Origin of the sequence: Streptomyces sp. NBC_01341, from assembly GCF_035946055.1 — a bacterium.
Lineage (GTDB): Bacteria > Actinomycetota > Actinomycetes > Streptomycetales > Streptomycetaceae > Streptomyces.
Genome location: NZ_CP108364.1, coordinates 2,921,625 through 2,943,550, shown reverse-complemented (window position 1 = coordinate 2,943,550; position 21,926 = coordinate 2,921,625). Strand labels below are relative to the sequence as shown.

At 70.5% G+C, this 21,926-nt stretch carries 23 protein-coding genes; 13 read left to right on the top strand and 10 right to left on the bottom strand.

Translation table 11 applies throughout. The features are described 5' to 3' along the window. The first annotated feature begins 6 nt into the window (after positions 1-6). From OG206_RS12645 to OG206_RS12600, 10 genes are all read left to right on the top strand, one after another. Positions 7-1,050: a hypothetical protein gene (locus OG206_RS12645; protein ID WP_327115409.1), complete on the top strand. Its 1,044-nt coding sequence runs from the start codon at positions 7-9 to the stop codon at positions 1,048-1,050. A 400-nt stretch (positions 1,051-1,450) separates the two neighbouring features. Next, complete coding sequence (locus OG206_RS12640; RefSeq protein WP_327115407.1) at positions 1,451-2,692, top strand: amidohydrolase; 1,242 nt, start codon at positions 1,451-1,453, stop codon at positions 2,690-2,692. Between the two features lie 138 nt (positions 2,693-2,830). Beyond that, positions 2,831-3,877, top strand: coding sequence for a BMP family lipoprotein (locus tag OG206_RS12635; protein ID WP_327115405.1), 1,047 nt, complete (start codon positions 2,831-2,833; stop codon positions 3,875-3,877). A 237-nt stretch (positions 3,878-4,114) separates the two neighbouring features. Beyond that, complete coding sequence (locus OG206_RS12630) at positions 4,115-5,701, top strand: ABC transporter ATP-binding protein (RefSeq protein WP_327122254.1); 1,587 nt, start codon at positions 4,115-4,117, stop codon at positions 5,699-5,701. Next, a complete protein-coding gene (locus OG206_RS12625) occupies positions 5,698-6,816 on the top strand; it encodes an ABC transporter permease (protein ID WP_327115403.1) in 1,119 nt (372 codons plus the stop codon). The genes OG206_RS12630 and OG206_RS12625 overlap by 4 nt, the downstream gene beginning before the upstream one ends. Further along, a complete protein-coding gene (locus OG206_RS12620; protein ID WP_327115401.1) occupies positions 6,813-8,075 on the top strand; it encodes an ABC transporter permease in 1,263 nt (420 codons plus the stop codon). Before OG206_RS12625 ends, OG206_RS12620 begins: the two co-directional genes overlap by 4 nt. Next, entirely contained in the window at positions 8,072-8,470 is a 399-nt protein-coding gene (locus OG206_RS12615) for a cytidine deaminase (protein ID WP_327115399.1), read from the top strand. The genes OG206_RS12620 and OG206_RS12615 overlap by 4 nt, the downstream gene beginning before the upstream one ends. 150 nt (positions 8,471-8,620) lie before the next feature. Next, complete coding sequence (locus tag OG206_RS12610) at positions 8,621-9,898, top strand: thymidine phosphorylase (RefSeq protein ID WP_327115397.1); 1,278 nt, start codon at positions 8,621-8,623, stop codon at positions 9,896-9,898. Between the two features lie 98 nt (positions 9,899-9,996). Then, positions 9,997-10,587: a Uma2 family endonuclease gene (locus OG206_RS12605; RefSeq protein WP_327115395.1), complete on the top strand. Its 591-nt coding sequence runs from the start codon at positions 9,997-9,999 to the stop codon at positions 10,585-10,587. Positions 10,588-10,648: 61 nt separating this feature from the next. Continuing rightward, complete coding sequence (locus OG206_RS12600; RefSeq protein WP_327115393.1) at positions 10,649-10,951, top strand: STAS domain-containing protein; 303 nt, start codon at positions 10,649-10,651, stop codon at positions 10,949-10,951. Between the two features lie 17 nt (positions 10,952-10,968). On the opposite strand, the gene OG206_RS12595 is transcribed toward OG206_RS12600, so the two are convergent. The 4 genes from OG206_RS12595 to OG206_RS12580 all read right to left on the bottom strand — a co-directional run bounded on the left by OG206_RS12595 (position 10,969) and on the right by OG206_RS12580 (position 14,446). After that, entirely contained in the window at positions 10,969-11,253 is a 285-nt protein-coding gene (locus OG206_RS12595) for a hypothetical protein (RefSeq protein WP_327115391.1), read from the bottom strand. Then, a complete protein-coding gene (locus tag OG206_RS12590; RefSeq protein WP_327115389.1) occupies positions 11,250-12,239 on the bottom strand; it encodes a sigma-70 family RNA polymerase sigma factor in 990 nt (329 codons plus the stop codon). The genes OG206_RS12595 and OG206_RS12590 overlap by 4 nt, the downstream gene beginning before the upstream one ends. 97 nt (positions 12,240-12,336) lie before the next feature. Further along, positions 12,337-13,053 (bottom strand): L,D-transpeptidase family protein, encoded by a 717-nt coding sequence (locus OG206_RS12585; RefSeq protein WP_327115387.1) that lies wholly within the window; start codon positions 13,051-13,053, stop codon positions 12,337-12,339. A gap of 88 nt (positions 13,054-13,141) precedes the next feature. Then, positions 13,142-14,446 (bottom strand): MFS transporter, encoded by a 1,305-nt coding sequence (locus OG206_RS12580; protein WP_327115385.1) that lies wholly within the window; start codon positions 14,444-14,446, stop codon positions 13,142-13,144. A gap of 62 nt (positions 14,447-14,508) precedes the next feature. On the opposite strand from OG206_RS12580, the gene OG206_RS12575 reads away from it, so the two are divergent. Further along, positions 14,509-15,462, top strand: a complete 954-nt coding sequence (locus OG206_RS12575; RefSeq protein WP_327115383.1) for a LysR family transcriptional regulator — start codon at positions 14,509-14,511, stop codon at positions 15,460-15,462. A gap of 24 nt (positions 15,463-15,486) precedes the next feature. Here the strand turns inward: OG206_RS12575 and OG206_RS12570 are convergent, their stop codons facing one another. Further along, the gene (locus OG206_RS12570; protein WP_327115381.1) at positions 15,487-16,242 is read right to left on the bottom strand and encodes a dienelactone hydrolase family protein; all 756 of its coding nucleotides are present in this window, start codon (positions 16,240-16,242) and stop codon (positions 15,487-15,489) included. Between the two features lie 103 nt (positions 16,243-16,345). On the opposite strand from OG206_RS12570, the gene OG206_RS12565 reads away from it, so the two are divergent. Both OG206_RS12565 and OG206_RS12560 read left to right on the top strand, forming a co-directional pair. Further along, positions 16,346-17,500 carry an adenosine deaminase gene (locus OG206_RS12565; protein WP_327115379.1) on the top strand — a complete coding sequence of 385 codons (1,155 nt, stop codon included), beginning with the start codon at positions 16,346-16,348 and terminating at the stop codon, positions 17,498-17,500. Positions 17,501-17,634: 134 nt separating this feature from the next. After that, on the top strand, positions 17,635-17,937 hold the full coding sequence (locus OG206_RS12560) for a hypothetical protein (protein ID WP_327115377.1): 303 nt from the start codon (positions 17,635-17,637) through the stop codon (positions 17,935-17,937). Positions 17,938-18,015: 78 nt separating this feature from the next. Here OG206_RS12560 and OG206_RS12555 read toward each other — a convergent pair whose 3' ends face one another. The 5 genes from OG206_RS12555 to afsQ1 form a co-directional block, all read right to left on the bottom strand. Continuing rightward, the gene (locus OG206_RS12555; RefSeq protein WP_327115375.1) at positions 18,016-18,219 is read right to left on the bottom strand and encodes a PspC domain-containing protein; all 204 of its coding nucleotides are present in this window, start codon (positions 18,217-18,219) and stop codon (positions 18,016-18,018) included. Positions 18,220-18,310: 91 nt separating this feature from the next. Then, positions 18,311-18,886 (bottom strand): VanZ family protein, encoded by a 576-nt coding sequence (locus OG206_RS12550; protein ID WP_327115373.1) that lies wholly within the window; start codon positions 18,884-18,886, stop codon positions 18,311-18,313. Between the two features lie 95 nt (positions 18,887-18,981). Continuing rightward, entirely contained in the window at positions 18,982-19,635 is a 654-nt protein-coding gene (locus tag OG206_RS12545; protein ID WP_327115371.1) for a hypothetical protein, read from the bottom strand. Next, positions 19,632-21,158, bottom strand: a complete 1,527-nt coding sequence (locus OG206_RS12540) for a HAMP domain-containing sensor histidine kinase (protein WP_327115369.1) — start codon at positions 21,156-21,158, stop codon at positions 19,632-19,634. The genes OG206_RS12545 and OG206_RS12540 overlap by 4 nt, the downstream gene beginning before the upstream one ends. Next, entirely contained in the window at positions 21,155-21,832 is a 678-nt protein-coding gene (gene afsQ1 / locus OG206_RS12535) for a two-component system response regulator AfsQ1 (protein ID WP_015578482.1), read from the bottom strand. Before afsQ1 ends, OG206_RS12540 begins: the two co-directional genes overlap by 4 nt. Positions 21,833-21,926: the final 94 nt, after the last annotated feature.

The following is a 21,926-nucleotide window of genomic DNA, read 5'->3' as shown; positions in this document are numbered from 1 at the left end:
CGACCGGTGAACCTCGCCTTCGTCGAGAGCCCGGTCCAGCTCCTGAACGTCCTGGAGTGGACCCACACCCGGGGAGGAACCGACGCCACCACGATCGTCGTCCTCCCCCCGGTCGACCCGATGTCGCGCGGACAGCTGCGCAGGATGGCGGAGCTGGCCCGCGACGAGGGCGTCACCGTCCGCTGGCAGGAGGCGCGCGGGGAGACCGGCGCGCCTCTCAGGGCCCTGCGGGCGCTGACCGGCCTGATCCGCAGGGCCGACCGCATCGTCATCGGGGACCCGTTCTCCCGGTACGTGCAACTGCTCCTCAGCCTGGTCCGCGCCCGCCGGATCACGGTGGTCGACGACGGCACGGCCACCATGGAGTTCGTCGCCCAGCTGGCACGCGGCGAGCGCCTCGTGCGCTGGCACCGCCGGGGGAGCGGGGGCCCGCGCGAGCTGCTGCTTGCCCCGGTCGCCTCCGCTGCCCGCCGCAGCTTCACACCGTCGGCCTCCCGTACCGTCGAGGTGTTCACCGCCATGCCCGTCCAGGCGCCCGAAGGCGTCGAGGTCACGGCGAACACGTTCACCTGGACCCGGGAACGCTTCGGACCGCCCCGCATCACCAAGGGCGCCGACCTGGTCGGCACCTCCCTGGTGGAGACGGGCGTGGTCGACCCCGTTCCTTACCAGGAAGCGGTGAGCACGCTGGCCCGCACCCACGGCGCGACCCGCTACTTCGCGCACCGTCGCGAGTCCGCCGACAAGCTCCACGCCCTGGAGGCCGCCACCGGTCTGGAGATCGTCCGTCCCGACCTCCCCCTGGAGCTCATCGCCCGCCGCGGTCCCATCGGCCACACGGTGCTGAGCTTCCCGTCCACGGTGGTGCACACGCTGCCGCTGGCCCTCGTCGGCACGGGCGTGAAGGTCGCGGTCTGCGACATAGCGCCGGAGTGGCTGCGCGACACGGCCTCCCCCCGCGCGCAGGGGTTCCTGAGCGGGGTCACGGAGACCGCCCGGGACGTGCAGCGGCTGGCTCCCTGGCGGGCCACAGCGGTGGCCGAGGGCTGAGGGGGCCGCCTGACACCGGAGAAGCCGGGCATGCGGGCCGAGTGGCCCGCATGACTGCCCGCCGGTTCACGTGCCGGTCCGGCAGACTGTGCGGAGGGATGCCTGCGCGCCCGGCCGGCGTCCGTACCGGCACACGGTGGCAGCTGCTCGATGCCTCCATGCGCCGCCGGCTCACCCGTTCGGGTGTACTCGGCGGAGCGCGCGCCGGGGACCGCGGCCCGAGCCACGCGCGACGCGTGGCTCCGTCTCGCGCCCCACTCGCACGGTGGTGGAAAATCGGGCGAGTTTACCCATCGCTCCGGTCCATCACACCCTTCGAGGCGTTTTTTGTTCCCCTGAGCGGCTGAACTTTTGGTGATCTCCAGCCAGTTGAGTGCCCTGGGGGCCTACCCTTGACTGGGTGAACCAGTTGAAGACGCGCGTGCCCCAGGCCGAAGCCCAGCCGACAGACGGAGCCGCCCTGCCGGGTTCCCTGTCCGACGAGCTGCGCGCCGAGCTGATCGCCTTCCGGCGTGACCTCCACATGCACCCCGAGCTCGGCAACCAGGAGTTCCGCACCACGGCGGCCGTCAAGGCGCGACTGGAGCGTGCCGGACTCAGGCCCAGGGTGCTCGCCTCGGGGACGGGGCTCGTCTGCGACGTGGGCGAGTGGGACGGCGTGACGCCCATGCTGGCGCTGCGCGGGGACATCGACGCCCTGCCGATCCCCGACACGAAGGCGGGCGTCTCCTACCGGTCCACCGTGCCCGACCGCGCGCACGCCTGCGGGCACGACGTCCACACCACGACGGTCCTCGGCGCCGGACTCTTGCTCACCGCCCTCGACCGGCAGGGGCTGCTGCCCCGTCCCGTGCGGCTGCTCTTCCAGCCCGCCGAGGAGGTGCTGCCCGGCGGCGCGGCGGACGCCATCGAGGCCGGGGTGCTCGACGGGGTCGGGCGGATCCTCGCCGTGCACTGCGACCCGAAGGTGGACGTGGGGAAGGTCGGACTGCGGATCGGGCCGATCACCTCCGCCTGCGACCGCCTGGAGGTCACCCTCGACGGCCCCGGCGGGCACACCGCCCGGCCGCACCTGACCACCGACCTGGTCACCGCGGCGGCCAGGGTGGCCACCGACGTCCCGGCGCTGCTCGCCCGGCGGGTCGACGCCAGGTCCGGGCTCGCCCTCACATGGGGCCGTCTGGAGACGGGGCACGCCCCCAACGTCATCCCGCAACACGCCGAGCTGTCGGGCACGGTGCGCTGTCTCGATCTGGACACCTGGCGGCAGGCTCCCGACATGGTGCACGCCGCCGTCGACGAGGTGGCGGGAATGCACCGGGCGAAGACGGTGATCAACTACATCCGCGGTGTCCCGCCGGTGGTGAACGACGCGGAATCCATCGGCCTGCTCGACGCCGCGATGACGATCCGCCGCGGATCGTATGCGATCGAGGACACCGAACAGAGTCTGGGCGGAGAGGACTTCTCCTGGTACCTGGAGCGGGTCCCGGGGGCCATGGCCAGGCTCGGAGTACGGACGCCGGGGGACACGCGCGGTCTGGACCTGCACCGCGGAAACTTCGACGTGGACGAGGAAGCGATCACGGTCGGGGTGGAGCTCTTCACCGCCGCTGCGTTGCTCGACGGCAACGGCTCGTAACCGGCCAGGACACCTCCTGTTCGCGACGATCCGATAACGGCTTCCGTACAGGTGCTTATCTGACATCTACGCGCGTTACGATCGCGGCGAAACCAGCGCCGGAAGAGGCGCTTCGGTCAGGTTTGAAGGAGCCTTCCCTTGCGCCGGATCACCAGGATTGCCACCGTGGGCGTCATGTCCGCGGCACTTGCGCTCAGCGTCAGTGCGTGTGGCGACTCGTCGTCGGACAGCGCGTCCGACTCCAAGGACAAGAAGACAGCACTCGCGTACGACATCGGTGGCCGCGGCGACCAGTCGTTCAACGACGCCGCGTACGCCGGTCTCGTCAAGGCCGAGGAGGACCTCGGCGTCAAGGGCACCGAGGCCGAGCCCTCCGAGGGTGAGTCGGACGCGGACAAGGTCCAGCGCCTCACCTCGCTGGCCCGCGCCGGAAACAACCCGGTGATCGGTGTCGGGTTCGCCTACGCCCCGGCCATCAAGAAGGTCGCGCCGAAGTTCCCGAAGATCACCTTCGGCATCATCGACGACGCCTCGGTCACCGGCGACAACATCGCCAACATCGTCTTCAACGAGGAGCAGGGCTCCTACCTCGCGGGTGTCGCCGCCGCAAAGGTCACGAAGACCAAGAAGGTCGGCTTCATCGGTGGTGTCGAGACCCCGCTGATCAAGAAGTTCGAGGCCGGCTTCATCCAGGGCGTCAAGGACACCGACTCCTCGGTCAACGTGCTCCCGCAGTACCTGACCCAGCCGCCGGACTTCTCGGGCTTCTCCAAGCCGGACCTCGGCAAGGCCGCTGCCCAGGGCCAGCTCGACAAGGGCGCCGACGTGGTCTACTCGGCGGCCGGTCTGGCCGGTTCCGGTGCCATCGAGGCCGTCTCCAAGGCCGGCAAGTGGAACATCGGCGTCGACTCCGACCAGTACAGCCAGGAAGGCCTCGCGGCCTACAAGGAGTCGATCCTGACCTCCGTCACCAAGGACGTCGAGGACTCCGTCTTCAACCTGATCAAGTCGGTCCAGGACGGCAAGCCCCAGTCCGGTGAGGTCCGCTACGGCCTCGACAAGGACGGCGTCGGCCTGGCCATGTCCAACCCGGCCTTCACCAAGATGACCGACGTCATCGCGGCCGTGGACAAGGCGAAGAAGGAAATCATCGACGGCAAGATCACCGTCAAGACCACCCCGTAACGACCCCGGTCGTCACGCTGGTTTCCCGTGGGCCCGGAGCGCGCACCTTCGCTCCGGGCCCGTGGGGTGCTTCTCGAAGAAGTTGTGCCCGTCGCAGTGCCCTGCTCGCACAGGCCCCGGACCCCGTGTTCGGGCCGTGCCGTGCGCCTACGCTTTACGATTCGGCAGCGCTACGCGTGTAGACAGGTCCCAGGCGCGATAACTTCACCCCGCCCCCCTGCCTCTGTGCTCCCGCTCCTGTCCGGTCAAGGAGAGTGCGTCATCAACGCGTCCAGCAGTCCCCCTGCCGTAGAACTGCACGGCATCACCAAGCGCTTCCCCGGCGTCGTGGCCAACCACGACATCGGCATCACCGTACGCAAGGGCACGGTCCACGCCCTCGTCGGTGAGAACGGCGCCGGGAAGTCCACCCTGATGAAGATCCTCTACGGCATGCAGAAGCCGGACGAGGGCACCATCGCGGTGGACGGCGAGCAGGTCTCGTTCAGCAACCCCGGTGACGCCATCGCGCGTGGCATCGGCATGGTCCACCAGCACTTCATGCTCGCCGACAACTTCACCGTCCTGGAGAACGTCGTCCTCGGCGGCGAGAAGCTGCACGGCATCGGATCCGCCGCGCGCAAGAAGATCAAGGAGATCTCCGACGCGTACGGGCTCGGGGTCAGGCCCGACGTGCTCGTCGAGAACCTCGGTGTCGCCGACCGGCAGCGCGTGGAGATCCTCAAGGTCCTCTACCGCGGTGCCCGCATCCTCATCCTCGACGAGCCGACCGCGGTGCTGGTCCCGCAGGAGGTGGACGCGCTCTTCGCGAACCTCCGCGAGCTGAAGGCCGAAGGCCTCACCGTCATCTTCATCTCGCACAAGCTCGGAGAGGTCCTCTCCGTCGCCGACGAGATCACGGTGATCCGGCGGGGCACGACGGTGGGCACGGCCGACCCCGCGAACACCACGACCAAGCAGCTCGCCGAGCTGATGGTCGGCAGCGAGCTCCCGTCGCCCGAGACCCGCGAGTCCACGGTGACGGACGTCCCGATGCTGCAGGTCCGGGACCTCTCCCTCAGCGTGACGGACCCGGACGGCGTCGTGCGCGACGTCCTGACCGATGTCGGTTTCACGATCCACAAGGGTGAGGTCCTCGGCATCGCCGGCGTCGAGGGCAACGGTCAGACCGAGCTGATCGAGGCGCTCATGGGCATGCGTGCCCCGGACGGCGGGGTCATCACGCTCGACGCGGACGACATCTCCCACGCCCCCACCCGCAAGCGGCGCGAGGGCGGCATCGGCTACATCCCCGAGGACCGCCACCGCCACGGCGTCCTCCTGGACGCCCCGCTCTGGGAGAACCGCATCCTCGGGCACGTCACCGAGAAGCCCAACAGCAAGGGCTGGCTGCTCGACCCGAAGGCCGCCCGCACGGACACCGAGCGGATCGTGCGCGAGTACGACGTCCGGACCCCGGGCATCGAGGTCACGGCCGCCTCCCTCTCCGGCGGCAACCAGCAGAAGCTGATCGTCGGACGCGAGATGAGCCACGCCCCGAAGCTGCTGATCGCCGCTCACCCGACCCGAGGCGTGGACGTCGGCGCCCAGGCGCAGATCTGGGACCAGATCCGCGCGGCGCGCCGTGAAGGACTCGCCGTCCTGCTCATCTCGGCGGACCTGGACGAGCTCATCGGGCTCTCCGACACCCTGCGCGTCATGTACCGCGGACAGCTCGTCGCGGACGCAGACCCCGCGACCATCACACCCGAGGAACTGGGCTCGGCCATGACCGGCGCCGCCGCCGGTCACCTCGAAGCAGCACCGGAGGACGAGGCCCGATGAAGAAATTCGACAAGGACCGGCTGATCCTGGGCTTCGCCGGCCCGGCGCTCGCCCTGGTCGTCGCGTTCGTGCTGAGCACCCTCGTGCTGCTCATCTCCAACCGAGACCCGTTCGAGCTGTACCGCCTGCTGTTCGAGCAGGTCTCGTACAGCGACGTGCAGGTCCTGATCATCAACCAGGCCGGTACGTACTACCTCGCCGCCCTCGCGGTCGCGGTCGGCTTCCGGATGAACCTCTTCAACATCGGTGTCGACGGGCAGTACCGTCTCGCGGCGATGATGGCCGCGCTGGTCGGCGCGAGTGTCAGCCTTCCCGGGCCGTTCCAGATCGCCCTCATCGTGATCGTGGCCATGCTGGTCGGCGCGTTCTGGGCCGGTATCGCGGGCATCCTCAAGGTCACCCGCGGAGTGAGCGAAGTCGTCGCGACGATCATGCTCAACTCGATCTCTACCGCGCTGATCGCCTGGCTGATCCTGCCGAAGAACTTCGGCGAACAGGCCACGGGCTCCAACAACCTCACCACGGGCGACATCCCGGAGGCCGGCTGGTTCCCGGGCGTGTCCCTGAGCGCCGACGCCGGTGAGATCTACGGCTTCACCTTCGTCGCCGCGGGCTGCGGTCTCGTCTACTGGCTCGTCCTGAACCGCACCCGGTTCGGCTTCGACCTGCGCGCCACCGGCGCGAGCGAGAGTGCCGCCCAGGCGTCCGGTGTCGACGCCAAGAAGATGATCCTGACCTCGATGCTGATCTCCGGTGCCATCGCAGGCCTCGTCGGCATGCCGACGCTGCTGGGCGACACGCACACCTACAGCCTCGACTTCCCCGTCGGCCTCGGCTTCACCGGCATCACCATCGCCCTGCTCGGCCGCAACCACCCGGTGGGCATCGCCCTCAGCGCACTGCTGATCGCGTTCCTGGACAAGGCGTCGTCCCCGCTCGACCAGTTCGGCTTCGAGAAGGAGATCGCCACGATCATCCAGGGCCTGATCGTGATCTCGGTCGTCGTCAGCTACGAACTCGTCCGGCGCTACGGGACCCGTCGCCAGCAGCAGAAGGTCGGCGAGGAACTCGCCGCCGGCCACGCTCTCACCACCGAGAAGGAGGCGGCCCTGTGAGCACCGAAGCCATCGCCGCACGCATCGCCCCGAAGCGGGGCGGCGGCCGCCGCAAGCTCTCCCTGCCCGTCGTCCTGCTGATCATCGCCGGTGGGCTGGCCCTCGTCTCGCTGGTCCGTCTCATCAGCGGTGCGGACGACGTGACGTCCGTGGGCCAGGTGAGCGGCGCGCTGGAGCTCGCCGTCCCGATCGGTCTGGCCGGACTCGGCGGCCTGTGGGCCGAGCGGGCGGGCGTCGTCAACATCGGTCTCGAGGGCATGATGATCCTCGGCACCTGGTTCGGCGCCTGGGCCGGTTACCAGTGGGGCCCCTGGGTGGGTGTCCTGTTCGGCATCCTCGGCGGCGCACTCGGCGGTCTGCTGCACGCCGTCATCACCGTCACGTTCGGCGTGAACCACATCGTCTCCGGTGTGGCCGTCAACATCCTCGCCGTCGGCGTCACCCGCTACCTGTCGAACTTCACCTTCGCCGAGGAGCCGGGCGGGTCCTCCAAGCAGTCACCGCGGCTGGAGGAGATCGACAAGATCACCATTCCAGGGCTGTCGGACTGGATGCAGGACCTGCAACAACACCACTGGTTCTTCGTCTCCGACCTCGCCGGCATCATCGGCGGCCTCGTCACCGGCCTGTCGCTGCTGACCGTCGTCGCCCTGCTGCTCATCCCCATCACGTGGTTCGTGCTGTGGCGCACGGCCTTCGGTCTGCGCCTCCGCTCCTGCGGCGAGAGCCCGGTGGCGGCCGAGACCCTCGGCGTCAACGTCTACAAGTACAAGTACATCGCCGTGACGATCTCGGGCGGTCTGGCCGGGCTCGGCGGTGCCTTCCTCTCCCTCGTCGCGACCAGCATCTACCAGGAGGGCCAGACCGGCGGCCGCGGTTACATCGGTCTCGCCGCCATGATCTTCGGTAACTGGATGCCGGGCGGCATGGCCCTGGGTGCCGGGCTGTTCGGCTTCACCGACAGCCTCAAGCTGCGCGGCGGCGCCGAGAACGTCCACGCGATGCTGCTGCTCCTGGCCATCCTGCTGGTGATCGTCGTGTTCTGGCAGCTGTACCGGAAGAAGTACCTGCCCGCGCTGATCTCGGCGGTCGTCTCGGGCCTGCTGTTCACCTGGTACGGGCTGACGGACCAGGTCCCGAGCCAGTTCGTCGACGCCGCTCCGTACGTCACCACGCTCCTGGTGCTCGCCCTGTCGGCGCAGCGGCTGCGGATGCCCAAGGCGGACGGCGTGCCGTACCGCAAGGGCGAGGGCAAGTGACCGCCCACGCTCCGGTCGACTGGGAAGTGCTGCGCGAGGCCGCCCGGGACGCCATGTCCCGGGCGTACGCCCCGTACTCGCACTATCCGGTCGGCGCGGCGGCCGTCGTCGACGACGGCCGCATGATCACGGGGTGCAACGTCGAGAACGCCTCGTACGGCATCAGCCTGTGCGCCGAGTGCGGCCTGGTGTCGCAGCTCGCCTCCACGGGTGGCGGCCGGCTGACCCACTTCACCTGTGTGGACGGTTCCGGCGCGGTGCTCGTGCCGTGCGGGCGGTGCCGTCAGCTGCTGTACGAGTTCGGCGGCCCCGAACTGGTCCTGGAGACCCCGGACGGTCTCCGCACGCTCGACGAGATGCTGCCGCAGTCGTTCGGACCGCAGCACCTGGGGTAGTGCCCCACATCGTTCCGTTCCTCCGGCGTGCCGGATCGGCCCCGCCGCACCGGCCCGCCGGGGGAACGGGACGGCGGAACGTTTCCTCTCTATGCGCGTAGAGTCAACGGGACTCGCGCCCACCCCTCCGGCCGGAAGGACTCCCCTCCCATGGACGCCATCTCCGTCATCCGCACCAAGCGGGACCGGGGCGAGCTCAGCCCCGAGCAGATCGACTGGGTCATCGACGCGTACACCCGCGGCGAGGTCGCCGACGAGCAGATGTCCGCGCTGGCCATGGCGATCCTGCTCAACGGCATGAACCGCGGCGAGATCGCCCGCTGGACCGCCGCGATGATCGCCTCCGGCGAGCGCATGGACTTCGGGGCGCTCTCCCGCCCCACCACGGACAAGCACTCCACGGGCGGGGTCGGCGACAAGATCACCCTGCCCCTGGCTCCGCTGGTCGCCGCCTGTGGCGCGGCGGTGCCCCAGCTCAGCGGCCGGGGTCTCGGCCACACCGGCGGCACGCTCGACAAGCTGGAGTCCATCCCCGGCTGGCGCGCCCACATCACCAACGCCGAGATGCTCGACGTCCTGGACACCACCGGCGCGGTCATCTGCGCGGCCGGTGACGGCCTCGCCCCCGCCGACAAGAAGCTGTACGCGCTGCGCGACGTCACCGGCACCGTCGAGGCGATCCCGCTCATCGCCAGCTCGATCATGTCCAAGAAGATCGCCGAAGGCACCGGTGCGCTGGTCCTCGACGTCAAGGTCGGCTCCGGCGCCTTCATGAAGACGATCGAGGACGCCCGCGAACTGGCCTCCACCATGGTCGCGCTGGGCACCGACAGCGGCGTACGCACCGTCGCCCTGCTCACGGACATGGCGACCCCGCTCGGTCTCACCGCGGGCAACGCCCTGGAGGTCCGCGAGTCCGTCGAGGTCCTGGCCGGCGGCGGTCCCAGGGACGTCATCGACCTGACCCTGGCGCTCGCCCGCGAGATGCTCGACGCGGCCGGACTCAAGGACGCCGACCCCGAGAAGGCGCTCGCGGACGGCTCCGCCATGGATGTGTGGCGCCGCATGATCTCCGCCCAGGGCGGCGACCCGGACGCCGAACTCCCGGTCGCGCGCGAGCAGCACGTGATCAGCGCCCCGTCCTCGGGCGTGCTGACGCGGCTGGACGCCTACGACGTCGGTGTCGCCGCCTGGCGCCTCGGCGCGGGCCGCGCGCGCAAGGAGGACCCGGTGCAGGCGGGCGCGGGCATCGAGATGCACGCCAAGCCCGGTGACATCGTGACCGAGGGCCAGCCGCTGATGACCCTGCACACGGACACCCCCGAGAAGTTCGAGTACGCCCTCAAGGCACTGCCCGGCTCCTACGACATCGCGCCGGCCGGCACCCCCTTCACCGCCGCGCCGGTGGTGCGGGAACGTATCGCCTGACCTGCGGTTTTCCCTTTCGGGTGAACGGGACCTGTGGACCTCCACCGGTCCCGTTCGGCATGCTGGACTCGGTGACGCACCGATAAGAGGAGACCGCCATGAGCGCACTCACCGTCGATCCCGGGCCGGGCCATGGCCAGGACTGGGACGACCTCGTCCGGATCTGGGAGGAGACGGACGCACCCGAGGGCTGCAAGGTGGAGATCATCGAGGGGATCGTCACCGTGTCGCCACCGCCGTCCAAGGACCACAACACCACCGCAGCACTGCTGCAGCGCAGGCTGTACGCAGTCATCCCCGAGGAATGGGAGATCTACCAGACGCTCGGGGTCTCGGTACCGGGACGCGTGGGCGTCTACACCCCCGACCTCCTCGTCGTGCCGCGCGCGGTGGCGACCGGCCCGGGGAATCGCGTGCCGGCGGAGGAGGCCCTGCTGGTCGTCGAGATCACCTCGCAGGCCAACGCCAATCACGACCGCGTCAAGAAGGCGCACGGATACGCGAAAGCGGGCGTCGAGCTCTTCCTGCTGCTCGATCCGTGGCACTCGGGCCGCCCGACGGCCACGCTCTACGGCGACCCCGACAACGGCACCTACCGCGTCCTCGACGTGGTCGAGTACGGGGGGAAACTCACCCTTCCCGAGCCGTTCAAGCTGGATCTGGACACGCGGATCTTCCCGGTCAGTTGAGGTGCGACCCTGCCCGCCGATGAGTTTTCGGCATCCCGCCGGTCTCTGTGGTGTGGATGCCATGCCCCCGAACGCCCTCGTCGTCACCGGCCGCGTCACCCGCGCCGATGTGCCGGGTCTGTGCGCCGAGCTGGAGGCCCTGCTGAGCTACCGTCCCGACGCCGCGGTGATCGACTGCGACGTCGGAGGGGTGACGCACGCGGATCTCGCGCTGGTGGAGGCGATAGCCCGGCTGGGGCTCGTCGCCCGCCGGACCGGACGAGCCCGGCTGCGCCTGCGCCACGCCTCCGCCGAACTCGGGGCGCTGCTCGACCTGGTCGGGCTGGCCGACGTGGTGCCACACCTGAGGCCCGACGAGGAGTGACCGGGCCCCCGAAGCCGCTACCGGGCCTCGCTGTAGGTGCAGAGGACCAGCAGGGCGCGCCCGTCGGCGTACTCCGCGGGTATCTCCGCACCCGGCGGAAGGTGTGCACCCGCCGAAGGCGACGGCGTCGCGCACGGGCCCTCCGGCTGAGGCCCGGGAGATACGTCCTCGGCCGGAGCGCCGGAGACAGCGGCGGGGCCGGGGCCGGCGGTGGCGGACGGCTCGCCCAGCCACAGCGTCGCCGCCCAGCCACCCGCCACCAGAAGGGCCCAGCCGATCACCACGGGCCGTGTGAACCTCATGCCTGATCCGCGTCCAGGCGGTCGGGAAGCCCGAACAGCGGGAACCAGCGCGGGGTGTCGAGGAAGCAGTGCAGCCCGGTGACGGCACCGTCCGAGATGTCGATGACCTGCACGGCCCACGGCACGAACCCCGGTCCCTCCGGATCCGGCTTGTACTGCGCGAAGGCCGGGGTCCCGTTGGCCTCGGTCGCCACCAGCCGGGAACCCGCGCAGCTCGCGCCGATGCTGAGCATGAAGCCCGTGATGTCGTCGTGCCCCCGCAGCCAGAGGTCGAACGGCGGCATGGTCATCACGGCGTCCTCGTGGAGCAGGGCCGTCAGCGCCGCCATGTCGTACCCCTCGAACGCCGCGACGTAGCGGTCGAGGAGCTTGCGCTGCTCCTCGTCCAGCGGGTTCGCCGTGTCGGGCACGGTGCCCTCCCTGTCCGACAGGGTCGCCCGGGCCCGCTGCAGGGCGCTGTTGACCGAGGCGACCGAGGTGTCGAGCAGCTCCGCGACCTCGCTCGCCTTCCAGGCCAGCACCTCGCGGAGGATCAGCACCGCGCGCTGCTTGGGCGGCAGGTGCTGGAGCGCCGCGACGAACGCGAGGCGCACCGACTCGCGGGCCACGGTGGCCTCGGCCGGGTCGGCCACCGACGGGAGGATGCGCCCGTCGGGCATCGGCTCCAGCCAGGTGTTCTCGGGAAGGGGGTTCAGCGCCGCCCGGGCGAGAGGGGTCGGTCCGGTCAGATCCACCGGTCTGGCCCGCTTGTTGCCGGCTTTCAGCATGTCCAGGCAGACGTTCGTCGCGATCCGGTAGAGCCAGGAGCGCAACGAGGAACGGCCCTCGAACTTGTCGAAGTTCCGCCAGGCACGCACCAGCGTGTCCTGGACGGCGTCCTCCGCCTCGAAGGCCGAACCGAGCATCCGGTAGCAGTAGCCGGTCAGCTCGACCCGGTGTCCCTCCAGACGGCTGTCCACGTCAGCCGTCGCCGTCAGATCACTCATCGCTCCACCCCTGTTGCGCTGTGACGCCGATCACCCGGCACTTCGGAAGCTACCGCAGGGCACTGACAACAGGGGCGGGAAGCGACGGACGCGCTGCTCAGGTGCCGGGCTTGCGCCCGTAGACGAAGACGTCGTCGCCGTTCTTCAGCAGGTTCCAGTACGACTTCGCGTCCGCCGGGCGCATGTTGACGCAGCCCGCCGAGCCCGGGTTGTTGTACATGGACTTGGTGACCGAGTGGAACGCCTGGCCGCCGTCGAAGAACTGGGCGTACGGCATGCTGACGTCGTAGAGCGTCGACCAGTGGTCGATGTTGCGCCAGTAGATCTTCTTCGAGCCGGTCCGCGTCTCCGCGCCGTTGCGTCCCGTACGCACCGGCACGGGACCGAACTTCAGCTTGGACCCGTCCTGGATCCAGCTCAGCTGCCTGGTCAGGTCGACGCAGGCGATCCGGCCCTTGTCGGTGGGGCAGTTCTTCGCCGCGTTGGGGTTCTTCCCCGCCGCCTTCTGCGCGGTGATCGTCTTCATCGTGCGCCAGGTGACCGGACCCGCGTAGCCGGCTGCCGGGGTGATGCCCTTCGACGCCTGGAACGACCGGATGGCGGTGCAGTCCGCCGTGGACTGCCGCCCGTCGACGGGCCGATTCAGATACTTCTCGACCTGCTTCTGGTACGGACCGGCCCCTGCCGAGCAGGACGCCGCCTGCGCGGCCGTCCCGGTGCCCAGGACCAGGGCCGGTGCGGCCACCAGGCCCGCGACCGACAGGACGGCTCCGCGCCGTGCCCGTATGCCGCCCGTCTTCCCCATGATTCCCATGTACGCCTGCTCCCCTTCGCGCCGTCCGCGGTAAGTGACTCCGCTTGTTGGACGTATGCAGAGGCTCTGCGGTTGTGGCCGGAAGGTCTCAGTTGTGCATAGGTGCCACGTTTTCGGTCCGGAGGCGCTCGCTCCGCGCCGCCCGGGTGCCGTACACGGTGATCGACAGGACGCCGAGGAGCGCCAGGACGCCCAGCGCGACCGTGCCGGCCCAGCCACCGGCGTGGAAGGCGACGGCGCCGAGCGCGCCTCCCACGCTGGAGCCGAGGTAGTACACGGACTGGTAGATCGCCGAGGCCTGCGCGCGGCCGGTGGTCGCCGCACGGCTCACCGACGACGAGGCGACCGCGTGCCCGGCGAAGAAGCCGGCCGTGATCAGGACGAGCCCGGCCAGGACGGCGGCGAGCTGGTCGGCGAGGGTGAGCAGCAGACCCCCGGCCGTCGTGGACAGGGCGAGGTAGAGCGCGCCCCGGCGCCCCAGACGGGCGACCAGCCTGCCGGCGCCGGCGGAGGAGAGCGTACCGACGACGTAGACCAGGAAGATCGACCCGACGACGCCCTGCGGAAGACCGAAGGGCTCATCGCTGAGCCGGTAGCCGATCACGGTGTAGACCGCGCCGAACACCGTCATGAACAGTGCGCCGATCGCGTACAGCCGTCGCAGCAGCGGGTTGGCGAGGTGGCCGCCGACGGTCCTCGCCAGGGCCCTCGGGTTGAGCGTGGCCGGGGTGAAGTGCCGGGCGGCGGGGACCATGAAGTGGAAGGCCACGGCACAGGCCAGGGCGAGCAGCCCGATCGCGCCGACCGCCACGCGCCAGCCCCACAGCTGGGTGAGCCAGCCGGAGAGCACGCGGCCGCTCATGCCGCCGATGCTGTTGCCCGCGACGAAGAGCCCGATCGCCCCCACCAGTGCCTTGGGCCGTACCTCCTCGGCCAGGTACGCCATCGCGGACGCGGGCAGTCCCGCCAGGGCCGCGCCTTGGACCGCGCGCAGGGCGATCAGCCAGCCGAGCGAGGGAGCGAAGGGCACGACGAGCCCGATCGCCACGGCGACCGCCAGCGAACCCGTCATCATCTGCCGCCGCCCGAAGCGCTCGGACAGTGCGCTCAGGGGGAGGACGCACAGGGCCAGCCCGCCAGTGGCCGCGGAGACCGTCCAGCTCGCCTGCTCGGCCGTGGCGTGGAAGGACGCCGACACGGCGGGCAGCAGGGCCTGGGTGGAGTAGAGGAGGGCGAAAGTCGCTATCCCCGCCACGAAGAGGGCGAAGCTCATGCGCCGGTAGCCGGGACCACCGGGTGCGAGGCGGTCCGGCGCGGTCGGTGAGGAGGCGGCGGAAGACGGAACGGCGGCATCCAGCACGATGGCGGACGCCCCGGTACTGGCAGGAGGCATGCGTCGAACGTAGAGCGCGAGGTTTCATGCGTCCAATGCATGAAACCCTCATAATCGTTCCCATGGCGCATCAATACAGCTCACAGCCTCGGCTGTCACCGGGCAGTTACGAAGAAGACATCCGCGCCGTGCTCGCGCCCCGCCTGGCGTACTTCGAGGCGGTGGCCCGGCACGAGCACGTCACGCGCGCCGCGCAGGAGCTCGGCGTCCCCCAGTCGACGCTGTCGCGCGCCATCGTGCGGCTCGAGGAGGACCTGGGCGTCGCCCTGTTCGCCCGGAGCGGCCGCACCGTCTCCCTCACCCCCGCCGGCCGCACCTTCCTCGGCTCCGCCGAACGCGCCCTGGCGGAGGTGGAGAAGGCGGCCGACTCGGTGCGCGCCGACGCCGACCCCACGGCGGGCAAGGTCGCCTTCGGTTTCCTGCACACGATGGGTTCCGAGACCGTTCCCGCCCTGCTCCGGGCCTTCCGCGCCGACCACCCCCGGGTCCGCTTCCAGCTGGTGCAGAACTACGGCGAGGCGATGATCGAACGGCTCCGTACGGGCGGACTGGACCTCTGCCTGACCTCACCGGTCCCGGACGAGCCGGACCTCGTCACCTGGCGCCTGGACGAGCAGCGGCTGCGCCTCGTGGTCCCCGACGACCACCGGCTCGCGAGCCGCCGTCGGGTCCGCCTCGCCGAGGCGGCCGACGAAGCGTTCGTCACCCTCGAACCCGGTTACGGGCTGCGGCGGATCACCGACGACCTCTGCGCCGAGGCCGGTTTCACCCCGCGGATCGCCTTCGAGGGTGAGGAGGCCGAGACCCTGCGCGGACTGGTCGCGGCCGGGCTCGGCGTCGCCCTGCTCCCACCGCCCGCCGTCGCCAGGCCCGGAGTGGTCGAGCTGGCGGTGACCTCGCCGCGCGCGGCCCGGGAGATCGGCGTCGCCTGGCTGGACGGACACCCCGACACGCCGCCGGTGGCCGCGTTCAAACAGTTCCTGCTGTCGCGCAGGGGAAGTCTGCTGCCGGACTGATCCGGGTGCCGCGCCCTCTCTGTCTCAGTGCCGCAGTGACCGCCCGAACCCCGCCGCGAGCGGCATCCGCAGGCCCAGCGGCGGGGGAGCGGCGAACGCGTCGGCGACCGGGCGGGCGTACGACCGGGCGAACAGCGAACCGCGTATGAAGTCCGCGGCCAGTGCCATCACCTCGGACCGGTGCTGACGCAGGGCGTGGCCGTCGGAGTGGACCTCGAACCTGCAGGTGTCCCGGTTGGCCTTCTTGGCCCGCTCGGCCAGCCGGTAGGAGAGTTCGGGACTCGACCGGGCGTCGTTCGTGCCGTGCACCATCAGCACCCGGCGCCCGGCCAGGTGCTTCACCGGCTCGGGCTCGTCCGGCTCGTCGGGGAGCCAGGGGGCCATCGCCAGCACGGAGTTGACGGCGGTGTGCCCCGCGCCGCGCAGGGCGGCCCGGCCGCCCATCCCGTGGCCGACGAGGCAGACGGGGACGTCGCCGTAGCGGCGTACGACCTCGTCCGCCGCCCACTGCGCGTCGGCCACCGGATCGGCGCCGGCGTTCCAACCGCGGCTGCGGTAGCGCACGACGTGCACGGCGAGCCCGTCCTCGCGGCCCGCCCCGGCCAGTGTCCGGGCCAGTGGCAGCTGGGCCGCGTACGACAGGGGGGAAGGGCGGCGACGGGAGTCGGTCTCGCCGTCGGGGAGCAGCAGGACCACTCCGCTGACCTCGGGTGTTGCTCCGGCCGTGTGAACGGCCCGTCCCAGCCTGGCGGCAGGCAGGGGAAGTGCGCGCTGTGCCATGACAGAACAGTGTCAGAAGCGCAGGTGTATGCCACCCGGCTTCGCGGTCACTGTTACGCATCGGCACTCGGCAATCTACGCGCGTAGGCGCTAGAGTGCCCGAATGACGAGCCAGACCCGGAATGTCCCCGGCCCCGAACAGATCCGCCGCGCACCCAAGGTGCTGCTCCACGACCATCTCGACGGCGGCCTCCGCCCCGGCACGATCGTCGAGCTGGCGCTGGCGCAGGGTTACGACGCACTCCCCGAGACCGAGCCCGACAAGCTGGGCGTCTGGTTCCGCGAGGCGGCGGACTCAGGTTCGCTGGAGCGCTACCTGGAGACCTTCGCCCACACCTGTGCCGTCATGCAGACCCGTGACGCGCTGTTCCGGGTGGCCGCGGAGTGTGCGGAGGACCTCGCGGAGGACGGAGTCGTCTACGCCGAGGTGAGGTACGCCCCGGAGCAGCACCTCACGGACGGCCTGACCCTGGAAGAGGTCGTCGAGGCGGTCAACGACGGCTTCCGCGAGGGTGAGCGCAGGGCCCGCGAGAACGGCCACCGCATCCGGGTGGGTGCTCTCCTCACCGCCATGCGGCACGCCGCGCGTGCCCTGGAGATCGCCGAACTCGCCAACCGGTACCGCGACATGGGCGTCGTCGGCTTCGACATCGCGGGCGCCGAGGCGGGCTTCCCCCCCACCCGGCACCTGGACGCGTTCGAGTACCTCAAGCGCGAGAACAACCACTTCACGATCCACGCGGGCGAGGCCTTCGGGCTGCCGTCCATCTGGCAGGCCCTGCAGTGGTGCGGCGCGGACCGGCTCGGCCACGGTGTGCGGATCATCGACGACATCGAGATCGCCGACGACGGCAGCGTGACCCTGGGCCGCCTCGCCTCCTACGTGCGCGACAAGCGCATCCCGCTGGAGCTCTGCCCGACCTCGAACCTGCAGACGGGCGCGGCCGCCTCGTACGCCGAGCACCCGATCGGGCTGCTGCGGAAGCTGCATTTCCGTGCCACCGTGAATACGGACAACCGGCTGATGAGCGGCACGAGCATGAGCCAGGAATTCGAGCGGCTGACCGAGACATTCGGATACACACTCGACGACATGCAGTGGTTCACAGTCAATGCGATGAAATCAGCGTTCATTCCTTTCGATGAACGTCTGGCGATGATCAACGACGTCGTCAAGCCCGGCTACGCGGAGCTCAAGTCCGAGTGGCTCTTCCGTCAGACGGCTGTCACCAGCGGTTCTTCCTCCTTCGCCGGCTGAGTGAAGCGAAAGGAGAACGGCCGGGATCATCGGATCCCGGCCGTTTTCCGTGTCCTGGCATGTTTGCGGGACGGGTATCGGCCTGACTAACTTGCAGAGCCGCTCACATCCCCTTCCCCAAGGATGAATTCCACATGAAGAAGTCTGCTGTCAGGACCCTCGGTGTAGCCGCTCTCGGTGCCGCTTTCGCCGCCGCCGGTGCGGGCAGTGCCTCCGCCGTCGGTGTGCCCCTCGACGCCGCGGCCGGCGCGCTGCCCGCCGACATCGCGCTCGACTCCGTGACCGACGCCCTGCCCGCCGTGCAGAAGGCGGCCGGCGGACTCCTCGACCACCAGCAGCAGCGGGGCAGCAGCAACGACCTGTCGGCCCCCGGCACGAACCTGCTCGGCGGTCTGCCCGCCGGCGGCCTGACCGGCGTCCTGCCGATCGGCCGCTGAACCACCCGTACACGCATGTGGGGCGCGCACCCGGTCAGGGTGCGCGCCCCACAGGTCGTGCCCCCGTGGTCCCGCCGGTCACCAGGCCGTCGCGGCCGGGGACTTCTCCGACGGGAGCAGGATCCACAGGGCGATGTAGAGCAGGAACTGGGGCCCGGGGAGCAGGCACGAGACCAGGAAGATGACGCGCATCGTCGCTGCGGAGGTGCCGAAGCGCCGTGCCAGCGCTGCGCACACTCCACCGATCATGCGTCCCTCGACGGGGCGGGCAAGTGCGGCCATGGTGGGCTCCTTCGTCAAAGGTTCGGGGAGCTGCGCCGTCGCGCTCCCGGTACCTCCATAGTGACTCCGCGAAGGGGTTCGAGGCGTCGCTCTACGGGGCGATCCCGACCCCGGTAATCGTCGGGGTCGATCCCTGAGGGGCCTCGCTCCGGAAGGTCCGGGTGCCGTACCCGATCCGGGACAGGTCTCCGGCGCCCGCCCGGTTGCCCCGGCGCAGCCGCAGCCGGCACAGCGGGACGACCAGCAGATGGGCCAGCGCGACCCCTACGGTGTTCAGCAGCAGCGAGTCGACGTCGACGACCTGGCCGGGCACTCCCGTCTGCCCCAGTTCGATCGCCATCGAGATCAGCGCACCGGCGGCGACGGTACGGGCCAGCGACGCCCAGGGGGAGACCAGGAGCCTGCCACCCGCCATCGGCAGCAGTACGCCCAGCGGGGCCAGCAGCAGGAGCCCCTTGCCGATGCGGCGCACGGCCTCGGCCGGGCCCATGGCCAGGTCCGCCCTGATCCCGGCGAAGGGGTGGAGGTTCGCCGCCGTCACCCAGGGCACGTCCAGCGGGCGCAGCGTCAGCCACCCGACGAACAGGAGGTGCGCGAGGAGGAGGAATACCCCCGCCGCGCGGAAGCGGATGACGGCCCGGCCGTCCGAACTGTGACGCACGTACACCGAGACGCCACGAGCGGCAGGATCGGTTCCGCCCCCGTCCGGGAAGGCTCTGTGACGGGTACCACGACCGGCCGGGCGCCACGGGCGGAGAGGCATCAAGGAAGCTCGACCGCACCCAGCGTGGGTACCTCCGCGGGTCGGGCCTTCGTCTCCGAGGTGCACAGATAGCCCCGCGGGGCGTAGTTCCCCGGCCCGCCGAGCAGCACCGAGCCGCCCGATCCCATGCCGTCACTCTCCGTGAACGTGCAGACGACCTGGGCGAGAGCCTCCGAAGGAAGGTCCTCCGGCTGCTCGCTGAGGCGCAGCGTGCCCTCCGGGTCACCCGTGCGGGGTCCCGCGGCGCGCAGCCCCACCGGGACGACGCTGGAGAAGCCCGCACGCCGCTCGTCGGCCGACGGCTCGCGCTCCAGCTCGCCCAGCAGCGCCTGGGCGACCAGCAGCCGGTCGGACCGCGACTCGTCGAGCGCGACCGTGCGCTCCACCGTCGCGAGCTGCGAGGCGCAGAGCAGATGGATCCGCACCGAGACGCTCCCCGGCGGCGGCGCGGAGGCACCGGACGCGGCGGTGCGGCACGGCATCCGTGACGGTGCCGCGCCCGCGTCGACCGGCACCGAGGTGCTGCGGATCCCACAGCCGGAGGCCAGTGCCGCGCACGCCGCCACGACGGCCAGCGCGGCGGCGGCCCGGCGCCGGCCGCCCTTCGGACGGCGCCTTCGCGGCGCACCGTACGCCCGCTCGCTGCACGTCACTTCGCGTCGCCCTTCTCGTCCCGGTCGTCGTCTCCCGGGAGGCCCGTCAGTCCTTCGGCGTCGCGCGGGAGCCGCAGCACGAACATCGCGCCCTCACCGTCCGGGAGGTTCGAGGCCGTGATGTCGCCACCGTGGATGTGCGCGTTCTCGACCGCGATGGACAGACCGAGACCGCTGCCCTCGGAGCGCGGCCGGGAGGCACTCGCCTTGTAGAAGCGGTCGAACACGTGGGGCAGTACCTCTTCGGGGATGCCCGGGCCGTGGTCGCGCACCTCGATGACCAGGTCGTCCTCGTCGGTCCGTACCGACACCCGCACCGGCGAACCGCCGTGCTTGAGGGCGTTGCCGATCAGGTTCGCCAGGATCACGTCGAGCCGCCGCGGATCGAGCCGCACCATGATGCCGCGCTCCGCGTCCAGATCGACCGCGTCGAGCCAGGCGCGGGCGTCTATGCACGCGGTCACCTGGTCGGCGACGTCGACGGTGTCCAGGACGAGGCGGGCCGTGCCCGCGTCGAAGCGCGTGACCTCCATGAGGTTCTCGACCAGGTCGTTCAGCCGCCGGGTCTCGCTCACCACCAGGTGCACGGCCGGGGCGATCATCGGGTCGAGACTGTCCGCCTCGTCCTCCAGCACCTCGGCGACCGCGGTGATCGCGGTCAGGGGCGTACGCAGCTCGTGCGACATGTCGGCGACGAATCTGCGGCTCGATTCCTCCCGCGCGCTCATGTCGGCGACCTTCTTCTCCAGGGAGCTCGCCGCCTTGTTGAACGTGCGCGACAGATCGGCGAGTTCGTCGGTTCCGGAGACCACGAGACGGGTGTCGAGCTTCCCCTCGCCGAGCTTGCGGGCCGCGTCGCCGAGCCGCTGCACCGGCCGCAGCACCGTCGTCGCGGCCGCCTGCGCGAGGAGTGCCGATCCGACCAGGGCCAGCGCCGTGGCGATGCCCAGCGACCAGGCGAGCGAACTGAGGTCCTCGCGCTCCTGGTCGAGGGACTTCAGCATGTAGCCGGCCGGACCGCCGCCGATGATCTTCGTCCCGGCCACCAGATAGGGGGTGCCGCCCATCGTCGTACGCTGCCAGAACAGGTGGTACTCAAAGGTGTTGCTCGACGTCAGCGGCTGCTGCTTGTTCACCTGCTTCTGCAGGGAGGCGGGCACGTCGACCTTGGTGAAGGCGTCGATGTCGGACGACCCGGTGACCGGCTTGCCGTCACGCGTGCCGACGAGCAGCACCTGGTAGCCCGGGCCGCTGCTCGCCATCTGCTCGGCGGCGTCCCGGAGGTCCTCCGACGGGGGCTCCAGCGGCAGCGAGGCGGCCTGGTTCTGCATCTGGCGGCGGAAGTCGCCCAGTGCCGAGTCCTGGGTGCGGGTCAGCACGGCCTCACGGTTGAGCCAGTACGCGATGCCGGAAGCGGACACCGCGGCCGTCAGGGCGACCAGCGCGAACACGATCAGCAGCCGCAGCCTCAGGCTGGTCCAGCGAAGACCCGCGAGTACGGAACGTTTCGCGGAATCGCTCACTGAGGCGAGTCCAGCCGGTAGCCGACGCCACGCACGGTGCGGATCAGGGTCGGCGACGAGGGCACGTCCTCCACCTTCGCCCGCAGCCGCTGCACGCAGGCGTCGACCAGCCGGGAGTCACCGAGGTAGTCGTGCTCCCACACCAGGCGCAGCAACTGCTGGCGGGACAGGGCCTGTCCGGGCCTGCGGCTCAGTTCGAGCAGGAGACGCAGCTCGGTCGGCGTGAGCTGCAGGTCCTCCCCGTTCTTGGTGACGGTCATCGCCGAACGGTCGATGACGACACTGCCGAACGTCGCCGAGTCCGTCGACTCCCGCTCGCCGCGCCGCAGAACCGCGCGGATACGGGCGTCGAGCACCCGGCCCTGCACGGGTTTCACCACATAGTCGTCCGCGCCGGACTCCAGTCCCACCACGACGTCGATGTCGTCGCTGCGCGCGGTCAGCAGGATGATCGGCAGCTGGTCGGTGCGCCGGATGCGCCGGCACACCTCGAAACCGTCGATCCCGGGCAGCATCACGTCCAGCACGACCAGGTCCGGCCGCTGCTCCCGGAGCAGCTCCAGGCCGTCCTCTCCCGTCGCCGCGGTGGCCACACGGTGGCCCTGGCGAGACAGTGAGAGTTCGAGGGCCGTGCGGATGGCGTCGTCGTCCTCGATCAGCAACAGGAAAGGCACGGGGGCCATTCTGGCCCATGGTGCTGCCACCTTTCGACAATCCCCCGACTTGATCCCCGGCCGGATCGCCGGCACGGGCGGCCGGGGAGGCCTG